At 44.1% G+C, this 17,150-nt stretch carries 17 protein-coding genes; 7 read left to right on the top strand and 10 right to left on the bottom strand.

Annotated elements, in window-relative coordinates:
- The first annotated feature begins 18 nt into the window (after positions 1-18).
- The gene (locus tag MKY54_RS05640) at positions 19-819 is read left to right on the top strand and encodes a pyruvate, water dikinase regulatory protein (RefSeq protein ID WP_339191127.1); all 801 of its coding nucleotides are present in this window, start codon (positions 19-21) and stop codon (positions 817-819) included.
- A gap of 44 nt (positions 820-863) precedes the next feature.
- Entirely contained in the window at positions 864-1,859 is a 996-nt protein-coding gene (gene glpX / locus MKY54_RS05635) for a class II fructose-bisphosphatase (RefSeq protein WP_339189873.1), read from the top strand.
- Positions 1,860-1,948: 89 nt separating this feature from the next.
- Here glpX and MKY54_RS05630 read toward each other — a convergent pair whose 3' ends face one another.
- Entirely contained in the window at positions 1,949-2,500 is a 552-nt protein-coding gene (locus MKY54_RS05630; RefSeq protein WP_339189871.1) for a general stress protein, read from the bottom strand.
- Positions 2,501-2,700: 200 nt separating this feature from the next.
- Between MKY54_RS05630 and MKY54_RS05625 the strand changes: the two genes are divergently transcribed.
- Positions 2,701-3,549: an AraC family transcriptional regulator gene (locus MKY54_RS05625; protein ID WP_076130624.1), complete on the top strand. Its 849-nt coding sequence runs from the start codon at positions 2,701-2,703 to the stop codon at positions 3,547-3,549.
- 91 nt (positions 3,550-3,640) lie between these two features.
- Positions 3,641-4,633: an aldo/keto reductase gene (locus tag MKY54_RS05620; RefSeq protein ID WP_339191126.1), complete on the top strand. Its 993-nt coding sequence runs from the start codon at positions 3,641-3,643 to the stop codon at positions 4,631-4,633.
- Between the two features lie 100 nt (positions 4,634-4,733).
- Here MKY54_RS05620 and MKY54_RS05615 read toward each other — a convergent pair whose 3' ends face one another.
- The 5 genes from MKY54_RS05615 to MKY54_RS05595 form a co-directional block, all read right to left on the bottom strand.
- On the bottom strand, positions 4,734-5,465 hold the full coding sequence (locus MKY54_RS05615; protein ID WP_036676473.1) for a ZIP family metal transporter: 732 nt from the start codon (positions 5,463-5,465) through the stop codon (positions 4,734-4,736).
- A 181-nt stretch (positions 5,466-5,646) separates the two neighbouring features.
- The gene (phnE, locus tag MKY54_RS05610; RefSeq protein ID WP_036676480.1) at positions 5,647-6,450 is read right to left on the bottom strand and encodes a phosphonate ABC transporter, permease protein PhnE; all 804 of its coding nucleotides are present in this window, start codon (positions 6,448-6,450) and stop codon (positions 5,647-5,649) included.
- Complete coding sequence (gene phnE, locus MKY54_RS05605) at positions 6,447-7,238, bottom strand: phosphonate ABC transporter, permease protein PhnE (RefSeq protein WP_036676482.1); 792 nt, start codon at positions 7,236-7,238, stop codon at positions 6,447-6,449. The genes phnE (MKY54_RS05610) and phnE (MKY54_RS05605) overlap by 4 nt, the downstream gene beginning before the upstream one ends.
- A gap of 1 nt (position 7,239) precedes the next feature.
- Positions 7,240-8,022 (bottom strand): phosphonate ABC transporter ATP-binding protein, encoded by a 783-nt coding sequence (gene phnC, locus MKY54_RS05600; RefSeq protein ID WP_076187310.1) that lies wholly within the window; start codon positions 8,020-8,022, stop codon positions 7,240-7,242.
- A 129-nt stretch (positions 8,023-8,151) separates the two neighbouring features.
- Positions 8,152-9,129 (bottom strand): phosphate/phosphite/phosphonate ABC transporter substrate-binding protein, encoded by a 978-nt coding sequence (locus MKY54_RS05595; protein ID WP_038568963.1) that lies wholly within the window; start codon positions 9,127-9,129, stop codon positions 8,152-8,154.
- Positions 9,130-9,306: 177 nt separating this feature from the next.
- Between MKY54_RS05595 and MKY54_RS05590 the strand changes: the two genes are divergently transcribed.
- Positions 9,307-10,884: a bifunctional UDP-sugar hydrolase/5'-nucleotidase gene (locus tag MKY54_RS05590; protein ID WP_076305591.1), complete on the top strand. Its 1,578-nt coding sequence runs from the start codon at positions 9,307-9,309 to the stop codon at positions 10,882-10,884.
- On the opposite strand, the gene MKY54_RS05585 is transcribed toward MKY54_RS05590, so the two are convergent.
- From MKY54_RS05585 to MKY54_RS05575, 3 genes are all read right to left on the bottom strand, one after another.
- Positions 10,881-12,650, bottom strand: a complete 1,770-nt coding sequence (locus MKY54_RS05585; protein ID WP_339189868.1) for a M3 family oligoendopeptidase — start codon at positions 12,648-12,650, stop codon at positions 10,881-10,883. The two genes, MKY54_RS05590 and MKY54_RS05585, sit on opposite strands and share 4 nt — an antisense overlap.
- 224 nt (positions 12,651-12,874) lie before the next feature.
- A complete protein-coding gene (locus tag MKY54_RS05580; protein ID WP_076130619.1) occupies positions 12,875-14,086 on the bottom strand; it encodes an MFS transporter in 1,212 nt (403 codons plus the stop codon).
- 11 nt (positions 14,087-14,097) lie between these two features.
- On the bottom strand, positions 14,098-14,550 hold the full coding sequence (locus tag MKY54_RS05575; protein WP_036676493.1) for a MarR family transcriptional regulator: 453 nt from the start codon (positions 14,548-14,550) through the stop codon (positions 14,098-14,100).
- A 281-nt stretch (positions 14,551-14,831) separates the two neighbouring features.
- On the opposite strand from MKY54_RS05575, the gene MKY54_RS05570 reads away from it, so the two are divergent.
- Together MKY54_RS05570 and MKY54_RS05565 are read left to right on the top strand one after the other, a co-directional pair.
- Entirely contained in the window at positions 14,832-15,371 is a 540-nt protein-coding gene (locus tag MKY54_RS05570) for an NADPH-dependent FMN reductase (RefSeq protein WP_036676495.1), read from the top strand.
- Between the two features lie 186 nt (positions 15,372-15,557).
- Positions 15,558-16,466 carry a DMT family transporter gene (locus MKY54_RS05565; RefSeq protein ID WP_339189866.1) on the top strand — a complete coding sequence of 303 codons (909 nt, stop codon included), beginning with the start codon at positions 15,558-15,560 and terminating at the stop codon, positions 16,464-16,466.
- Between the two features lie 67 nt (positions 16,467-16,533).
- On the opposite strand, the gene MKY54_RS05560 is transcribed toward MKY54_RS05565, so the two are convergent.
- Entirely contained in the window at positions 16,534-17,139 is a 606-nt protein-coding gene (locus tag MKY54_RS05560) for a flavin reductase family protein (RefSeq protein ID WP_038568951.1), read from the bottom strand.
- Positions 17,140-17,150: the final 11 nt, after the last annotated feature.

Here is a 17,150-nt window from a genome sequence, read left to right as displayed (position 1 = left end):
CAGGAGGAACCCATGAGCATCGAGCAATCTTCCAACTTAATAACGATATGCTCGGATTCTATAGGAGATACGGCAGAGGCTGTCGTGCAGGCCGTTATTCACCAATTTCAGAATCAGCAGGTCACCATTAAAAGATACGGCAATATTAGGCATGAAGACGAGCTACGCAAGCTTATGGAAGAAGCAGCTCAGCATAAAGGTTTTGTCGCCTATACATTAGTGCAGCCAGAATTAAGAGAAATGATCCGCGAGGAAGCGGTACGTCTTGATTTGCGGATCGTTGATATCATGGGCCCTATGATGCAGGCCTTCATTGATACCTTCGACGATGCTCCTCAGCAGCGGCCAGGTCTTCTACACCAGCTCGACGAGAATTATTTCCGCCGCATAGAAGCTATAGAATTCACCGTCGCCTGTGATGACGGCCGTGATCTGGGCGCCATGCTCAAAGCCGATATCGTTCTGCTGGGCATGTCCCGTACTTCAAAAACACCGCTTAGCATCTTTTTGGCCCATAGAGGAAAAAAAGTCGTTAACTATCCGATTATCCCGGAGATTGGTCCTCCGCAAGAACTATTAAGCTTGCCGCCGAACCGGCTTATCGGATTAACCATGAAAACCGAGTACATGCTGAAGGTCCGCTCTGAGCGGCTTAAGGTTCTCGGATTACCGACAGGTTCCCAATATGCAAGTCTGGAGCGGATCACCGAAGAGATGGAATACGCCGCTTCATTGTTCAACAAGCTGGGCTGTCCTGTAATTGATATTACTGACAAGGCTATAGAAGAAACCGCTGGTATTATTATGGGTTATATCTAAATTTCAGTTTACAAAATATATAGAATGCACTGGAGGGAATTAGAATGGAGCGCGAACTGGCCCTTGAGATTGTACGGGTAACTGAACTAGGTGCTTTATCCTCGGCTCGTTGGATTGGGCGGGGCGATAAAAATGCGGCAGATGATGCAGCCACGACTGCGATCCGTTCCATGTTCGATTCTGTGTCCATCGACGGAACTGTTGTGATAGGTGAAGGAGAGATGGATGATGCTCCAATGCTCTATATTGGTGAGAAAGTCGGGAACCAAAAAGGTCCCGCTGTCGATGTAGCCGTCGATCCTCTCGAAGGAACTGAGGTTGTTGCCTGCGGCCTGCATAATGCGCAATCTGTTATTGCTATAGCAGATAAAGGCAGCCTGCTGCATGCCCCGGACATTTATATGGAGAAGTTAGCCTGCGGGCCCGAGCTTGCCGGTAAGCTTAGACTCGAGGACCCTGTAGAGATCACTCTGCAAAAAGCCTGCCATTACACTGGCAAATCCCTCTCCGAGTTAACCGTAATGGTGCTGGATCGTAAACGGCATGAGCAGCTGATTAATAGCCTGCGTGAAGCCGGGGTACGAATTAAGCTGCTTGGTCACGGAGATGTCGCTGGCGCTATTGCGGCTGCACTGCCAGACAGCGATGTCGATTTATATATGGGTTCCGGTGGAGCACCCGAAGGTGTTCTTGCTGCCGCTGCACTGAAATGCCTTGGTGGTGAAATGCAGGGCAGATTGCTCCCGGATGGACCAGTAGAGCTACAGCGCTGTGTACGCATGGGAATTGCCAATCCAACGCGAGTGCTACACATGGAAGACATGGTTGGCACGGGCGACGTCCTCTTTGCCGCCACGGGTGTAACGTCAGGTGAATTCTTGAACGGTGTCCGTTTTATCGGCAAAGAACGCGCGGAGACACATTCGGTAATCATGCGGGCACAGAGCCGGACAATCCGCTATATTCGCAGCATTCATTTCCTGCCAGGAAAAGAAATACCGGCTGCGCAGACTGTTAGACAAAATGCTGTCTCTCTATAAAACCGCAAAAAACAGGCTATCTCACTAGCAGTATCCTTTGCTAGTGAGATAGCCTGTTTTGTTTTTTTACACTGAATGCTAATTGCTTCTTATTTATTTCCAATACGTTCACTCGCTAATGGATCTATATTAGCAACTTTCTCAAAGTGTTCTGCGTTCAGGCTGTTATACTTTGCGAAGATTTGTTTCACTTCTTGCTCCTTCTGCTCGCCTTCCACATCCACCATTACTAGAATATGACCTTCATCCACGTAATTATCGTAGCTCTCTGCTTCCTCTTCAGGGATGCCAAGGCCAATAAGTCCGCCGACTAACCCGCCACTGCCTGCGCCTATCGCCGCTCCGGCTAGTGTTGCCGCAAGAGGTCCGGCTGCAATAATAGGTCCAATACCAGGAATAGCCAAAGCGCCAATTCCCATCAGCAGCCCCGTTACTCCACCCAGCAGGCCACCAGTAGCTGCACCTGTAGCCATACCTTCCGGGGCCACGGTTCCTGACTCGTCTCTAAGAGTTTCCTCATCCGCTTTATTTCTCGCGATAATCGAAATATCCTCTGTCCTACAGCCCTGACGCTTCAACTCCTCAATAGCTCGCGAAGCTTCGTATTCGGCAGCAAAGACACCCACTATTCTCTTATTCATCTCCATTACCTCCTATTGATGTAGTTAGCTCATACGTTCAGCTTCATAGCTTACTTAACCAAACTGGACAGGGATAAACTACGATCTTTGAATTGTCTGCAATTCCGAGTTAATATTCCTTCTAAAATATGCTGTATAATAAAAGTAAGCGGGTACAACTACCTTGATTAACTCTATAGAAGAAAGGGAAGGAATCATCCATGGCGATATTTAACTATAATTCTGAGCGTCCCTTCCGAGGCAATCCCGACCTGCATCTCCATTACTGGGGGCGGGAGCAGTGTCTTCCCGGACATTTTTTTGGACCTGGGGTCCGTGACGTATATAAAATACATTTTATCCATGCAGGAACAGGTGAAGTTACTGTGGGTGAACAGACCCATTATCTTAAGCCAGGACAAGCTTTTCTCACCTATCCGCATATCGTAACTGCCTACACAGCAGACATAGCAAATCCATGGGCCTATTCTTGGGTAGCTTTTACCGGGGAGCAGGTTGATTATATTTTGGCCAAAACCGCCTTGTCACCTGAGCACCCGATCTTTCCAATGGATGAACAGCTTATGCCGAATTTATACGAGCTCCTGACACAAGCAGCTGAAGCTTCGGACAGTCTGGATCTACCTCTAAAAGCAATTATGTATGAGTTCTTTTCTCTGTTACTTCGAGCGGTGCCAGCAGTTCCAGATGTACTTCCTTTACCACGTCAAAAGAGTATTTACGTCGAGCAATGCCTGCACTTTTTGCATACACATTATTGTGAAAATATTTCGGTTGAGATGATGTCCTCTTCGCTCAAGCTGGATCGCAAATATTTATCCTCCTTGTTCAAACGGACAATAGGTATGCCACCCCAGCAGTATTTATTAAATTTCCGCATCGCTAAGGCGTGCGAGCTGCTGACAGAGACCTTATGCACGATTGGTGAAATCTCACGTTCTGTGGGCTATCAGGACCCCTTACTCTTTTCACGGATGTTCAAGAAGGTGAAAGGTTGTTCGCCAAAAGAATACCGTAGCCGTCATCTCGAAAATGACATTGTACTATAAACTTCTTCCTTGCTGACATACGTTTGTCCGCGATCTTTCGCTACAATAAGGACGTAACGTACTAAGTAATAAGTGTTTATAGGAGGAATAAATCATGTATAACGCAAGCGCTACCAGATATGACAATATGAAATATAATCGCACCGGAAAGAGCGGTCTACTCCTGCCAGCGATCTCGCTTGGTCTATGGCATAACTTTGGCGGCAACGACTTATTTGAGAATGGCCGCGCCATGGTAAGAAGAGCTTTTGATCTTGGAATCACTCATTTTGACCTTGCCAATAATTACGGTCCACCCGCAGGCTCCGCCGAAGAAAGTTTTGGCCAAATTCTTAAAAAGGATCTGACCCCTTATCGTGATGAGATGGTTATCTCTACTAAAGCTGGTTATTATATGTGGGCTGGTCCTTATGGTGAATGGGGCTCCAAAAAATATCTCGTCTCCAGCCTAGATCAAAGCTTAAAACGTATGGGACTGGATTATGTTGATATTTTCTATCACCACCGCCCAGATCCAAATACACCACTGGAAGAAACCATGGCTGCGCTGGACCTCGTGGTACGCCAAGGTAAAGCGCTGTATGTCGGGATTTCGAATTACGGACCTGAACAAACACGCGAAGCGGCACAAATTCTGCGTCGACTAGGCACGCCATGCCTGATTCATCAGCCAAACTATTCCATGATGTCCCGCTGGATTGAAGATGGCTTGCAGGATGTATTGTCTGAAGAAGGCATCGGCTCCATTGTGTTCTCCCCGCTACAAGGGGGCATACTGACCGATCGCTATCTAAACGGAATCGCTCCTGATTCCCGTGCCGCTGGTCCAAGTGTATTCCTGTCTGAGAATGCCATTACTGAAGAGGCGATCGGCAAGGTTCGCAAACTGAACGAGGTTGCTGCTGCACGTGGACAAAAAATGTCTCAGCTAGCGTTATCTTGGGTACTCCGTGGAGACAAAGTAACTTCTGCATTGATCGGCGCAAGTAAGGTAAGCCAGATTGAAGATGCCGTCGCTTCCTTAAATGCCCCAGAGCTTAGCGCTGAAGAACTAGAGCAAATTGAGGCAATTCTGCGGGGATAAAGCTTAGTTATAACAAGACAAAGACCAATGAGGTCAGGCAGCTTAAAGCTGCTCTGGCATTTCATTGGTCTTCTTTTTTATAGATTAGAGTTCTATTTGCTCACCCAAATATCTGCGTGATGTACACCATGATCAATAATCCAAAAATAAACGAATACGTCGAAGGCCGCTCATAACCATGGCCATGACTCTCCGGAATCAGCTCCTTGTAGACGATAAAGAGCATAGCCCCGGCTGCAAAAGCTAGACCATAACCCACAACATTATGCAGGTAACTGGCAGTAAAATACCCGATCACCGCAGATACCATCTCCATCAAGCCGGTAAGTGTAACGATTCCTAAGGCTTTTAGCTTGCTAGTTCGCGAATTCATCAGAAAGACCGCAAGAATCAAACCTTCCGGCATATTCTGTGCGCCAATGGCAATCGCCACGGTAGGACCTAAACTGGCCTGTTCGCTGGCATAACTGAAACCTGTACTGAGGCCTTCTGGTATGTTGTGGATGAACAGCGCAATCATAACAAGCAGCGCTTTTGAATCCATATTGGTATAACCGGGCTTATTCTCCACATCGATATGTGGGATGTTATTTTCAATTAAATCAAGCAGCAGCACTCCGGTAATCAAGCCCAAGGTTAAAGCGATAATCCCCGATTCTTTGATCGATTGCGGCATGAGTCCAAACGTGGAGGCGGACACCATAATCCCCGCAGTGAAGGCTACGAGGATATCTTTCCACTTCTCGGATAACCTCTTCACGAACAGGATCGGAAATGCTCCAAGAACGGTAGCCATTGCCGATACAAAGCTGCCAATAAGCGCAGATTCCAAACCTTCAACTCCTTTGGTACAAGTCGGATAGACCAACATATGTTTCAGAAAAAATAATTATTACTTTTTCATACATTTTCGAATGGTCCAATATAGTATGGATCATATCATAAAAGACCTCCCCTAGGTTCGGTTCATACCCTAAGGAGGTCTTTGTCTCACATATCATTATGCAACTCGGTTACACCAGCTTCTTCCGGATCTTGCCGGAAATCAAATCAATAATTGTGATCATCGCAATGATACCTAGCAGTATAATCCCCACGCGGTCCCAATTCCGTGAACTGAGCGCGAAGATTAACGGTGTGCCGATCCCCCCTGCTCCAATCACACCTAGAATCGTAGCCGAACGAACGTTAATTTCGAATCTATATAAGGTATAGGATAAGAATCCCGGCAGCACCTGCGGCAACACCGCAAACCACAATACCTGCATGCGGCTGGCACCAGAAGAAATTAAAGCTTCGAGTGGACCGTTGTCGATATTCTCAATCTCATCCGCGAACAATTTGCCGAGCATGCCCACCGAATGTAGTCCCAGAGCCAGCACACCTGCAAAAGAACCCGGTCCAACAGCCTTGATGAATAACAAAGCCATAATAATCTCAGGGAAGGTTCGTATAAAGCTCAACATCAGCTTGCCGGAACCTGAAATTACCTTTCCCTTGCTCATGTTAACTGCAGCCCAAAATGCAAAAGGAATACATAAAAAGGTCGAGATAAAAGTGCCTAGGATTGAAATAGCTAACGTCTCGAGCAATCCCCGCAGGAGATCCTCCCCATCTGGTAAATAAACGAAGGCCCAGTCAGGTGAGAATATCCCGGCAAAAATTGCTTTAGTAATGATCCCGGCGGTTTCTTTGAATCCATTAAACGGCACTCCCGAAAAAGCCCAAATATATAACGCGGCTAGGGCTACATAAATCAGCCAACGAAAACGATTTTTACGGGGTTTAGGGACAAGGGTATTCCATGATTTACTCATATTAATTTCTCCCGCAGCTTAGTGCTTACATAATCAATAATCAGTACTACTGCTAATGTGAACAAGATGATGGTGCAAGTCTTATCGTATTCCAAAAAGCCTAGGGTGACTTCATAATAGTGGCCGATCCCACCCGCTCCTACCAGACCTAAAACCGCCGCAGCACGAACATTAATCTCGAAGGCATATAGGACATAAGACATAAAATGAGCCTGTACCTGTGGAATGACTCCGAACATAATGCGTTGAATCTTATTAGCCCCCACTGAAGTCATTGCTTCCAAAGGTCCTTGATCAATCGTCTCCATCGTTTCATAGGTAAGCTTAGCGATCAGCCCCAACGAAAATATCGTCAATGCAAATATCCCAGGAAGCGCACCGAGGCCGAAAATAGCCACAAAGATAGAAGCCAACAGCAGATCGGGAATCGTACGGATCAGGTTCAGCAGCATACGGACCGGATAATGAAGCCAACGGCTTTGCGTAATATTGCTTGCACACAACAGCGCAACCGGAACCGCAAGAATGGCACCAAACGTTGTGCCAACCAGCGCCATCCGGATCGTCTCCAGCATCGCATCTATAATGTTGTCAAAATACCCCCAGTTCGGGGGAAACATTTCCTTAAGCAAATCAAGCATATTCGGCAGACCGGAGATCAGCTCCCCGAAGGATGAATCGGTTAAGACAGCACTTCTCCACAGTAATACTACTAATATAATGGCTGTGAAATAATGTTTTATCTTTCTTGGCGGTTTGGGATGTAGCTTCTCTGCATTTACACTCATCTCACACGCCTCCGACTACAGGCTCACCCAACAACTCATCCTGATGAATCGGTCTGCCGTAAATCTCAGCAAACCTCTCATCAGTTGCCTCTGATACAGGACCATCGAAGACAACCTCTCCTGCCCGGAGCCCGATAATCCGGGTAGCGTATTCTCTAGCCAGATCAATAAAATGCAAATTCACAATGGTCGTAATCCCCAGTTCCATATTAATCTTCTTTAGATCATCCATAACCTGCTTGGTTGTGAGCGGATCTAGTGAAGCTACAGGTTCATCTGCGAGGATAATCTGTGCCTCCTGCGCAAGAACACGGGCAATAGCAACACGTTGCTGCTGACCTCCAGATAGCTGATCTGCACGTGTATAGGCCTTCTCGGCGATATTTACCCGATCAAGGGATTCGAAGGCTAAATCGATATCCTTTTGTGGGAATCTGCCAAGTATCGTCCGCAGTGTGGAATGATAGCCCACCCGTCCTGCCAAAACATTACGAAGCACCGTCGTACGTTTCACTAAGTTGAAGCTTTGAAAGATCATTCCGATATTCCTACGGATCATTCGTAGCCGGCTTCCTTTTGCATTCGTGATGGACTGCCCGTTAATAAGAATATTACCTTCGGAAATATCATGAAGCCGGTTAATGGAACGCAGCAAGGTCGACTTCCCTGCTCCCGAAAGACCAACAATAGCTACAAATTCTCCGGCTGGAATGGTCAGGTTAATGTTGTTTAATCCTTTGGTTCCGTTTAGATACGTTTTGGATACATTACGAAGCTCTATCATGAAATCATCCCTTTATGTGTTTTCGTATATTCGTATAAAAGAGATAGCCAGATCCGGGGGGGAATCCGGAGCTGGCTATCCTTAATGCCTGTTATACACCAACATCGTTGTATCCTTGAACGGCCTGTTCTACTCTGTTTTTACTTTACTGTTGTATTCGCGAACAATGTCAAAGTTGCTGTCTTGTGATTTCACATAACCTTCATGAGAGTAAATGTCTTTGATAATCTCATGGCCTTCTGTGTCAGCTGCGATATCAATGAATGCCTGCTGGATTTTTTCTATCCATTCTTTATTCATATCTGAACGGACCGAAATCGTATCGTTAGGAATTTTATCAGTAAAGGCGAGAACTTGAGTATCTTCAAATACTTTTGGATAATCCTTAACGACCGTGTTCCGGGCATCTTGGAAAATAGCTGCTGCATCTACGTCACCATTCAGCACAGCAAGCACGCCTTGATCATGACCTTTAACCGTAATGGCTTGTACATCCTTCAACGGATCAAGTCCTGCATCCATTAGTGTTGCAGCCGGCCATACAAAACCTGCTGAGGATGTAACGTTTTGATAGGCAATTTTTTTACCTTTCAAATCGGCAACCGATTTGATCGCAGAATCCTTCTTGACGATAATCATAGATTTATAGAAATCCGCTAATTCATCTGTTGGACCACCGGTTTCATCATTTACACCAAAACGTTGAGCCTGAAGAATAACCTCAGCTGCTCCTTTTTCTTTAGCTAACACGTAAGCAGTTGGAGGAAGGAAACCTACATCCACTTTTTTAGAGGCCATAGCTTCGATAACGGTGTTGTAATCAGTAGAGACACTTACTTCTACAGGAATACCGAGCTTGTCACCCAGTAATTTTTCAAGAGGTTTCGCTTTAGCTTCGAGCGTATCTGCATTTTGAGAAGGAACAAATTGTACAGTAAGCTTCTCTGGAACATAACCCTCTGCTACAGGAGCTGCCGTTTCCTTCGGTGCATTTGCCCCGTCCGTCGATCCTTGGTTTGCATTATTTGTAGTGTTGTTAGCGCCACAACCACTAAGCAATGTAATAGACATCATTAGCGGCAATACGAATTTACTGATTTTTCTCAAACGAAAGACCTCCACTGTTTTCTATTTTTATTTTTGAGTACTTCTAAACTATAGATGTGTTTTATTAAATCAATAGCAACCAAGCATCAAATATATGTAAAATTTATTCCAATCTCTTAAAGTTACCAAATTATCTGCTAGAATGAGGTCTGAACTTATTATCAGGAGGAGCTACCTATGAATAAAGAGAATTCAATAACCTGTGAAATCCTCGTAACAAGTGATCTACATGGACATTTTGGGCCCGTCGATTACCGCACGGGGGAGAAACGACCAGCAGGCTTAGCAACAATTGCTACCCTCATTAAACAAGAAAGATCCCATACTCCTGAGCTGATCCTTATAGATAACGGTGATCTTATTCAAGGCACACCGTTAACTTATTATGCAGCTACACATTATAGTAATGAGCTGAATCCGGGCATAGCTGCACTAAATGAATTGAAATATGACGCTGCAATTATTGGCAACCATGAATTCAATTTTGGCAAAACTCTGCTGAATAAAGCCGTTCAGGATTCCTGCTTTCCTTGGTTATCAGCTGGAATTATAGATAACACGACAAATCAACCCGCCTTTGGTAAACCCTATATCATCAAATGGGTAGATAAAATCAAAGTAGCCGTTCTAGGGGTTACGACGCATTACATCCCCCACTGGGAGAACCCTAGCCATATTGAAGGGCTTCAATTTGAGGATTCGCTAGAGACTGTAAAACATTGGTGTGCCATTATACGGGCAGAAGAGCAGCCTGATCTGCTCGTTGTAGCTTACCACGGCGGATTCGAACGCGATCTAAGCAGTGGAGAACCTGTAGAAAGACTAACGGGGGAGAATCAAGCCTACGCCATGTGTACAGAGGTAGAGGGCATAGATGTGCTAATTACCGGACATCAGCACCGCTCCATAGCTGGGGAGTTGAACGGTGTTACAATCATACAACCTGGTTGTAATGGACTTTCCCTCGGTAAAATCTCGGTTATTTTCCAAAAAGAAAATACACACTGGAAGATTCAGCGTAAACATGCCGAGCTCCTTAACGTTAATGAGACAACAGCTGCAGATGAAATAATCCTAGAGCTGAGCAGTACTCTTGAATCAGAAACACAAACTTGGCTGGATGAGAGAATAGGAACGGTTATCGGGGACCTGTCTATTTCCAGTGCTGATGAATGCCGCTTAGCTGACCACCCTTTTATAGAATTTATGAATAAGGTACAAATGGAGGCTACTGGCATAGATATTTCTACAGCAGCCTTACTCAGTAACGATTGCAAGGGTTTCAGCGAAACCATCACACGCAGAGACATTTTATCGAACTTCATTTATCCCAACACCTTAACCGTCCTAAGACTGACAGGACAAGATATTAGAGAGGCCTTAGAACAAACCGCTAACTATTTCCAACAAGACGAGAACGGAATAATAATCGTTAACCCCGCCTACATCGAGCCTAAACCGCAGCATTACAATTATGATATGTGGGAAGGAATACAATACGAGCTTGATATCGCTAGACCTGCAGGCGAAAGAGTCCTCCATCTGCTGTACCAAGGTCAGCCTATAGAGGACTCTAAAGAATATGAGGTTGTTATGAACAATTATAGAGCCAGCGGTGGCGGAGATTATGAGATGTATAAGGGTAAACCGATTGTTCAAGAAATTATGATCGACATATCTGAAATTGTCACGGACTACATTGAAAAGCATGGCCAAATTGAAGCTACCTGTGACCATAATTGGAGAGTTGTTTAGGCTTTAGCGATGAACACCCCAATATCGCTCTCTATCAGCTTCAACGCACTTCTCCAGAAGTCGACGGAGTGAACATCTAGATCCATTGTTTTTGCTACATCAACAATATTATGTTTGCTGGTATCCCTAAGGAACTGGCGATACTTAGGGGCGAACTCTTCGCCCCTCTTTAAATATTCCGCGTACAGCCCTTTAGAGAATAACAAACCAAAGGAATACGGAAAATTCAAAAATTCATTACTAGCCATAAAATATCCAGCTTTGTTCATCCACATGTACGGATGGATTGTACCCGGGTCAATGCCCTCACCATAGGCTTCCACCATACAGGCAATCATCAATTCATTTAGCTCTTGAACAGACAGCGGGCCTAATGCTCTTCTCTCATATAATTTGATCTCAAATAAATAACGGGCATAAAAGTCTACAAGATAATAACCGGCATCAGAAATACTTCTCTCCAGAATAAGCAGAGCTTCCTTCTCCGTTGAATTTGTAATTATGGCATGGTTCACTATCGTCTCACAAAAAATCGAAGCCGTTTCAGCAATCGGAATCGGGTAATCCGTATTCAGCATCGTTTCATTAGCCAGACAGGAGCTATGATAGGCATGGCCGAGCTCATGGGCAAGGATACTAATATCTATGGCATTTCCGGTGAACTGGGTCATAATTCTGCTCTCGCCAATCGGGAAAATATCAATGCAAAGTCCATACCCCCCTTTGCCTGATCTAGGTTCTGCATCAATCCATTGCTGATCAAAAGCCTTCTGAGCAAAACAAGACAGTTCCTCACTAAAGGTTGCGAAGCTCGAGAAGATTGTATCTTTGGCGTTAGCGTATGTAATTTTCCCGTTTTCTACACCGACTGGTGCAAAAATATCGTAAAAAGGCAGCTTTGCCGGATGTCCCAGCAGCTCGGCTTTCTTTTGATAATAGGTATGAAAGGCTGGCAGGCTCTCCCGAAGAGCAGTGAGCATAGCGGCTAAAGTCTCACTGTCCATTCTCGAAGCGATTAACACTTTTTCCAAAGAAGATTGATAACCCCGCATGCCATAAATCGTCAGCGCCTCACCACTAATGCCATTTAAGCTGGCTGCGCAGACCTCAGCAATACGACTACAGGCTTCTGCCTCCGCTTCATAAGCAGCTTTTCTTAAGCTGGCATTATTCTCATAAGCCATACTTCTTAGCTCCGCAAGTGTCACTTGTCTAGTTTCCCCATCTACCACTAGATCTGCAAGTGCACTTGAAGTCCTCTCCATATACAGTCTGCTCCATGCTTTGGATCCTGTACTCTGCATTTTGGCTATGGCCATTTCAAGTTCTTCGCTTAACTCATAGCGGGATTGTAACAGGAGTTCTCGCAAATAAAATTGATGCTCCATTAGATAAGGTGAGCTAACGATAAGCTCAGCCATATGATCACAAGTGCTAAACCAGCGCTTAAAAGCCACAACTACCCCGATGATTTCTGAATTGGCCTCCTCAATATCATCAGCAAGATTCATGGCTTCCTCGGAGCCACGATCTGCGCTGAGTGTTAACTCTGCATAAGCTAACAAGCATACATATATGCTTTTATAATCATTATAAATTCTTAAAAAGCCCTCCACAGACATGGCTGTAACGTCTTTTACTTTCAAATGGTGCTCAGCCCACCGCTTTAAATCTTGTATATGCTGGTCCAGTAGCTTGCGATCCCTTTTTAACTGCTCCGATTCAAAGGAAGGATATAAACTATCTAAGTTCCATGTCATATTCATCCGCAAATCTCTCCCCCTTCGATTCCTATTCTTCTAAGCATAATCCATCCTGCCAGAAAAGTGCATCGACATAATGTACTTCTTCTCTTCATACACAAAAAAAGGACCCTGCCAACGTCCGGCAGGGTCAAAGTCTATATTATAAGGGGGTTATGTGATTACTATAACCCTCTTAGCTTAAAATAATATGAATAGCAGATAAAGATTGGCTTAATCTCCGAACCCTATTGACTTAAGGTTGATGGATTCACTCTAGCCTTGTTAATCTGAATTCCCACATACACGATAAGGAACAACACCATAAACCCAGCCGAATAACGATACATTATCCCATAATCAGTTGCTGCCGAGATTGCCCCCAGAATAATGGCTCCGCTGGCTACACCCAAATCCGTTGAGTTATAGAACATACTGTTGGCCATACCATATTGTGCTGGAGTTGAGGTGCGAAGCATCCAAGCCTGGATCGTTGGCTGAATAGCGCCGAAGCCAAGTCCATATAGCAGTGCAGAAACGATGAGCATTGGCATAGAGGTAGTATAAGAAAGCACAGTTAAGCTTGCAACGACGCAAACCGCCGCCGGGATTAGGACAGAAGCTGGTCCTCTTTTATCAAATAATCTGCCGGAGATAGGTCTTATAATGATGATCGTAACCGCATTAAATAAAAAGAACAAACCCACTTGCTCCAGATGAACTGATTCGCCGAATAAAGCGATAAAGCTTAGCAATCCCCCGTAGGTAATTGCCAACATGACATTTAGAATGGCAGGCAATACTAACTTTGTATTAAACGGAACCTTGAGAGGTTTGGTGGATTCGCTTTGAGTTGGGGTAGGCTTTTTTTTCGGTTGCGCTGGAAGTGAACGAGAAAATAAAAGTACTGGAAAAGCAAGAAGTAAAGTTACCATACCGATCATAGCCAGTGTTCCAAAACCTGATTGTTTCATCACATTCAAGCCAATCATTGGACCGATCGACATCGCCAGGCTGGTGGATAAACCGAAATAACCTATCCCTTCACCCATTCTTTTGCTTGGAATAATCTGTGAAACAATCGTTGGGATAATCGTGCTGGCAATCCCGAATCCAATCCCATAGCCCACACGCATCAGCAGCAGTGATCCGATAGAATCTGCTACAACATAAAGGCCGGTAATAGCGGCGGCAATTGCTAAGCCAATATATAATAATACATTGCGACTAACCTTCCGCATCAGAAAAGCGGTCATAAAACGTGAGGCGATCGCAGTTAATGCAAAGACGCTGGTAACGAGGCTGACCATGATATCTCCGGCCTGAAATTCGCTTTTTACGTAAGACGGAAATGAAGATAACAACATCTGTAAATTCATAAATAAAAATAAAGCACTAATCGTTAAAGCAATAAAAGATTTGGTCCATAATTTCGTACGTAGTTCTTGTTGTTCTAACATAACTTGCCTTCCTACTCTCCATCTGTTATTTGATCTACATGATTGTTTATTCTTAGCAGCAATTCCATGAGCAACTCATATTCCTTACTAGAAATACAGTTCATAATCTCTTCTGTCACCTTATCTTCAATAGGAACGGTTTCCTTCACCAGAGACCTTCCTTTTTCTGTAATATAGACTTTAAAAGAACGCCGATCGTTCTCACCGGTTCTTTTGTAGATCAGTCCCTTTCCTTCCAAATGATCCAGAATTCGCGTTGTAGTTGGCTTATCCTTACCAGAGCGCTTAGCAATGTCCTTCTGAATCAAACCTTCCGTTCTGTCAATATGAAAAAGGACTGACCATTGCTCCGGTGTTATATCATGTTCTTTCAGCCCACTTTGAAATAACATGCTTAATTTACGATAAGTCGTGCCCATCATAAATCCTAACGTAAGCTCGGATTGGTTATGCTTTGTCGTCATGATCGTATCCCTTCTCAATTAACACTGTTTTAATAGTTGCTTAAACAATTATATTCCTAACAACTAATTTTGTAAAGGTGAAGCAAAGCTATAAACTAACTATTATAAAGTTGCTTGACAAAGCACACTATGTGCGGTATTATTATCTCATCTTAAAGATACTTAACTTAAAGACAACCAGAGTTTACTACTCTTGAGATAAATAATTTTTAAAGGTTGTGTACTTCATGGGATTTCTAGACAAACTATTTGGTAGAACAAAAATTGAGGAGGAACAAACAATGTCAAAATTAAACATCGGTATTATTCTCGGAAGTACTCGTCAAGGTCGTTTAAGCCCGCAAGTAGGAGAATGGGTTAAAAAGATTGCGGATGCACGCGGGGATGCTAATTATGAGATCATAGATATTGCAGATTTCAAGCTTCCACTATTGGGTGAGGCTGATGCAACTGAACAAGCAACAGCATGGAACACTAAACTCGCTACACTAGACGGTTTCGTATTTATCGTACAAGAATATAACCACAGTATTTCTGCATCACTGAAAAATGCGCTCGATTATGCCCGTGAAGCTTGGAATAATAAAGCAGCAGGTATCGTAAGTTATGGTTCCGTAGGGGGCGCTCGTGCAGCTGAACATCTACGCGGAATCTTGGGAGAACTATCTGTAGCAGACGTTCGTGTACACCCTGCATTGTCACTGTTCACTGATTTCGAGAACGGAACTGTGTTTAAACCAGCGGATCTGCATCTTACCAATCTTAATGGGATGCTGGATCAAGTCTTGGCTTGGAGTGGCGCATTGAAAACTCTACGTTAAGATAACGCCTTACCCCTCTGTTATGTTATGAAGTACACCCTTTAGAATAGACATTTGATAAACCTTTGGTTTGTCCGGTCGATTCTAGAGGGTGTATTTTTTATGTGTGACGAAATGAGCACCCTGTGTAGAATCTAATCTGGTATAATCGGCGGGGATTTTAATCTACAGCAAGGAGCAATGATTATGTGGTTTATGTTTGCATTATTAACAGCCTTCGCTTGGGGAGGGGCTGACTTATTTTATAAAAAGGGGACCGATAGTCAGGATCGGTATAGCCATATTAAGATTGTCATTATCGTGGGGATAGTCATGGGTATTCACGCAACAGCTTATATGCTCATTCAAGGATTAACCTTTGATCCTATGGACTTAATCCGATATTTCCCTGTGTCTGCACTCTATATCCTGTCGATGGCAGTTGGTTATATTGGACTCAGATATATTGAGTTATCCATTGCCTCCCCCGTACAAAATTCATCTGGCGCTGTAACGACGATATTATTATTTATCTTTTTCACCCATGAGCTAGGGGCGCTTGAAATCGTTGGTGTTGCCGTTATCACCTTGGGCATTATCGGGATCGCCATCTTGGAAAAGAAAGCAGAACACCAAGCGCTTCAAAAGAGCGCCACACAGATTGATAAAAAATATCAGATTGGCGTGATCGCCATCATTTTTCCAATCCTATACTGCCTAATCGATGGACTTGGCACCTTTGCCGATGCTATTTATTTGGATGAACTTAGTCTGATTAGTGAAAAAGCAGCTCTGCTCGCGTATGAATACACCTTCTTTATATGTGCCATCTTGTCTTTTACATACCTGAAATTTTTTGAAAAGGTAAAGTTCAACCTATTTAAAGAACGGGATAAGGGCTTCGCAGCCATTCTGGAAACGACCGGACAATTCTTCTACGTATTTGCTATGTCCAGCAACGCGATTATCGCGGCACCACTTATTGCTTCATACAGCATTTTTTCCGTAATATTATCGCGAATCTTCCTCAAAGAAAAACTAAGCAAGGCACAATATGCCGTTATTATCGTTGTGATTCTAGGGATTGCTTTGTTGGGGGTTGCGGACGAGCTGTAGCTTCGGTACACAAAAAGACCTGCTAAGTAGGCTTCATTGCTTACTAGCAGGTCTATTCTATAGTTGCTTATTCCGGCCTATCTATTGTAAAAATCTCTCCAAGGGTTGCGTAATTATTTCCCGCCAAACGGCTCACAGCGTTTAGAACTCTCGGGTCAATATGCCCTTCCTGATAGATCGATTCATCGATATGGAATTGAACAATTTCGCCAATAAACAAGTCACTCCCAGGTTCTTCGCCCCCTAGAGGAATTGCTTGAACAAGCTTGCACTCCATCCGCACCTTCGCTTCCAAAACGCCAGGCACAGCTACACTTGTACTTTGAATCGGTGTAAGATTCGCCAATTCAATTTCACTTTCAGAAGCAGGTAATGTGGCTGCAGTCTGATTGATCTTCGCAACATTCTCCTCATCTACAATATGCACAACAAACTGTTGATTATCGTAAATATTACGGGCTGTATCTTTTAAACGACCTGCCGGTCTTTGAATAGCCAATGAAACCATTGGAGGATTGGACGAAACGATATTAAAATAGCTAAAAGGTGCACCATTTAAGAGACCCTCTTCTGATTGTGTTGTGACAAAGGCTATTGGCCTAGGAATAATAGTGCCAATTAATAATTTGTAATTTTCCCGTTCACTGTTGTGCTTTGGATCAATTGAAATCAATTTCCTCAGCC

Source organism: Paenibacillus sp. FSL P2-0121, assembly GCF_037975345.1.
Classification (GTDB): Bacteria; Bacillota; Bacilli; order Paenibacillales; family Paenibacillaceae; genus Paenibacillus_AQ; species Paenibacillus_AQ odorifer.
The sequence above is the reverse complement of the archived record's forward strand: the minus strand, read 5'-3'. Positions and strand labels throughout refer to the sequence as shown.

Coding starts and splice junctions, on each gene's coding strand:
- glpX (WP_339189873.1), top strand. CDS start 864: ATGGAGCGCGAACTGGCCCTTGAGATTGTACGGGTAACTGAACTAGGT.
- MKY54_RS05630 (WP_339189871.1), bottom strand. CDS start 2,500: ATGAATAAGAGAATAGTGGGTGTCTTTGCTGCCGAATACGAAGCTTCG.
- MKY54_RS05625 (WP_076130624.1), top strand. CDS start 2,701: ATGGCGATATTTAACTATAATTCTGAGCGTCCCTTCCGAGGCAATCCC.
- phnE (WP_036676480.1), bottom strand. CDS start 6,450: ATGAGTAAATCATGGAATACCCTTGTCCCTAAACCCCGTAAAAATCGT.
- phnE (WP_036676482.1), bottom strand. CDS start 7,238: ATGAGTGTAAATGCAGAGAAGCTACATCCCAAACCGCCAAGAAAGATA.
- phnC (WP_076187310.1), bottom strand. CDS start 8,022: ATGATAGAGCTTCGTAATGTATCCAAAACGTATCTAAACGGAACCAAA.
- MKY54_RS05590 (WP_076305591.1), top strand. CDS start 9,307: ATGAATAAAGAGAATTCAATAACCTGTGAAATCCTCGTAACAAGTGAT.
- MKY54_RS05585 (WP_339189868.1), bottom strand. CDS start 12,650: ATGAATATGACATGGAACTTAGATAGTTTATATCCTTCCTTTGAATCG.
- MKY54_RS05580 (WP_076130619.1), bottom strand. CDS start 14,086: ATGTTAGAACAACAAGAACTACGTACGAAATTATGGACCAAATCTTTT.
- MKY54_RS05575 (WP_036676493.1), bottom strand. CDS start 14,550: ATGACGACAAAGCATAACCAATCCGAGCTTACGTTAGGATTTATGATG.
- MKY54_RS05570 (WP_036676495.1), top strand. CDS start 14,832: ATGTCAAAATTAAACATCGGTATTATTCTCGGAAGTACTCGTCAAGGT.
- MKY54_RS05565 (WP_339189866.1), top strand. CDS start 15,558: ATGTGGTTTATGTTTGCATTATTAACAGCCTTCGCTTGGGGAGGGGCT.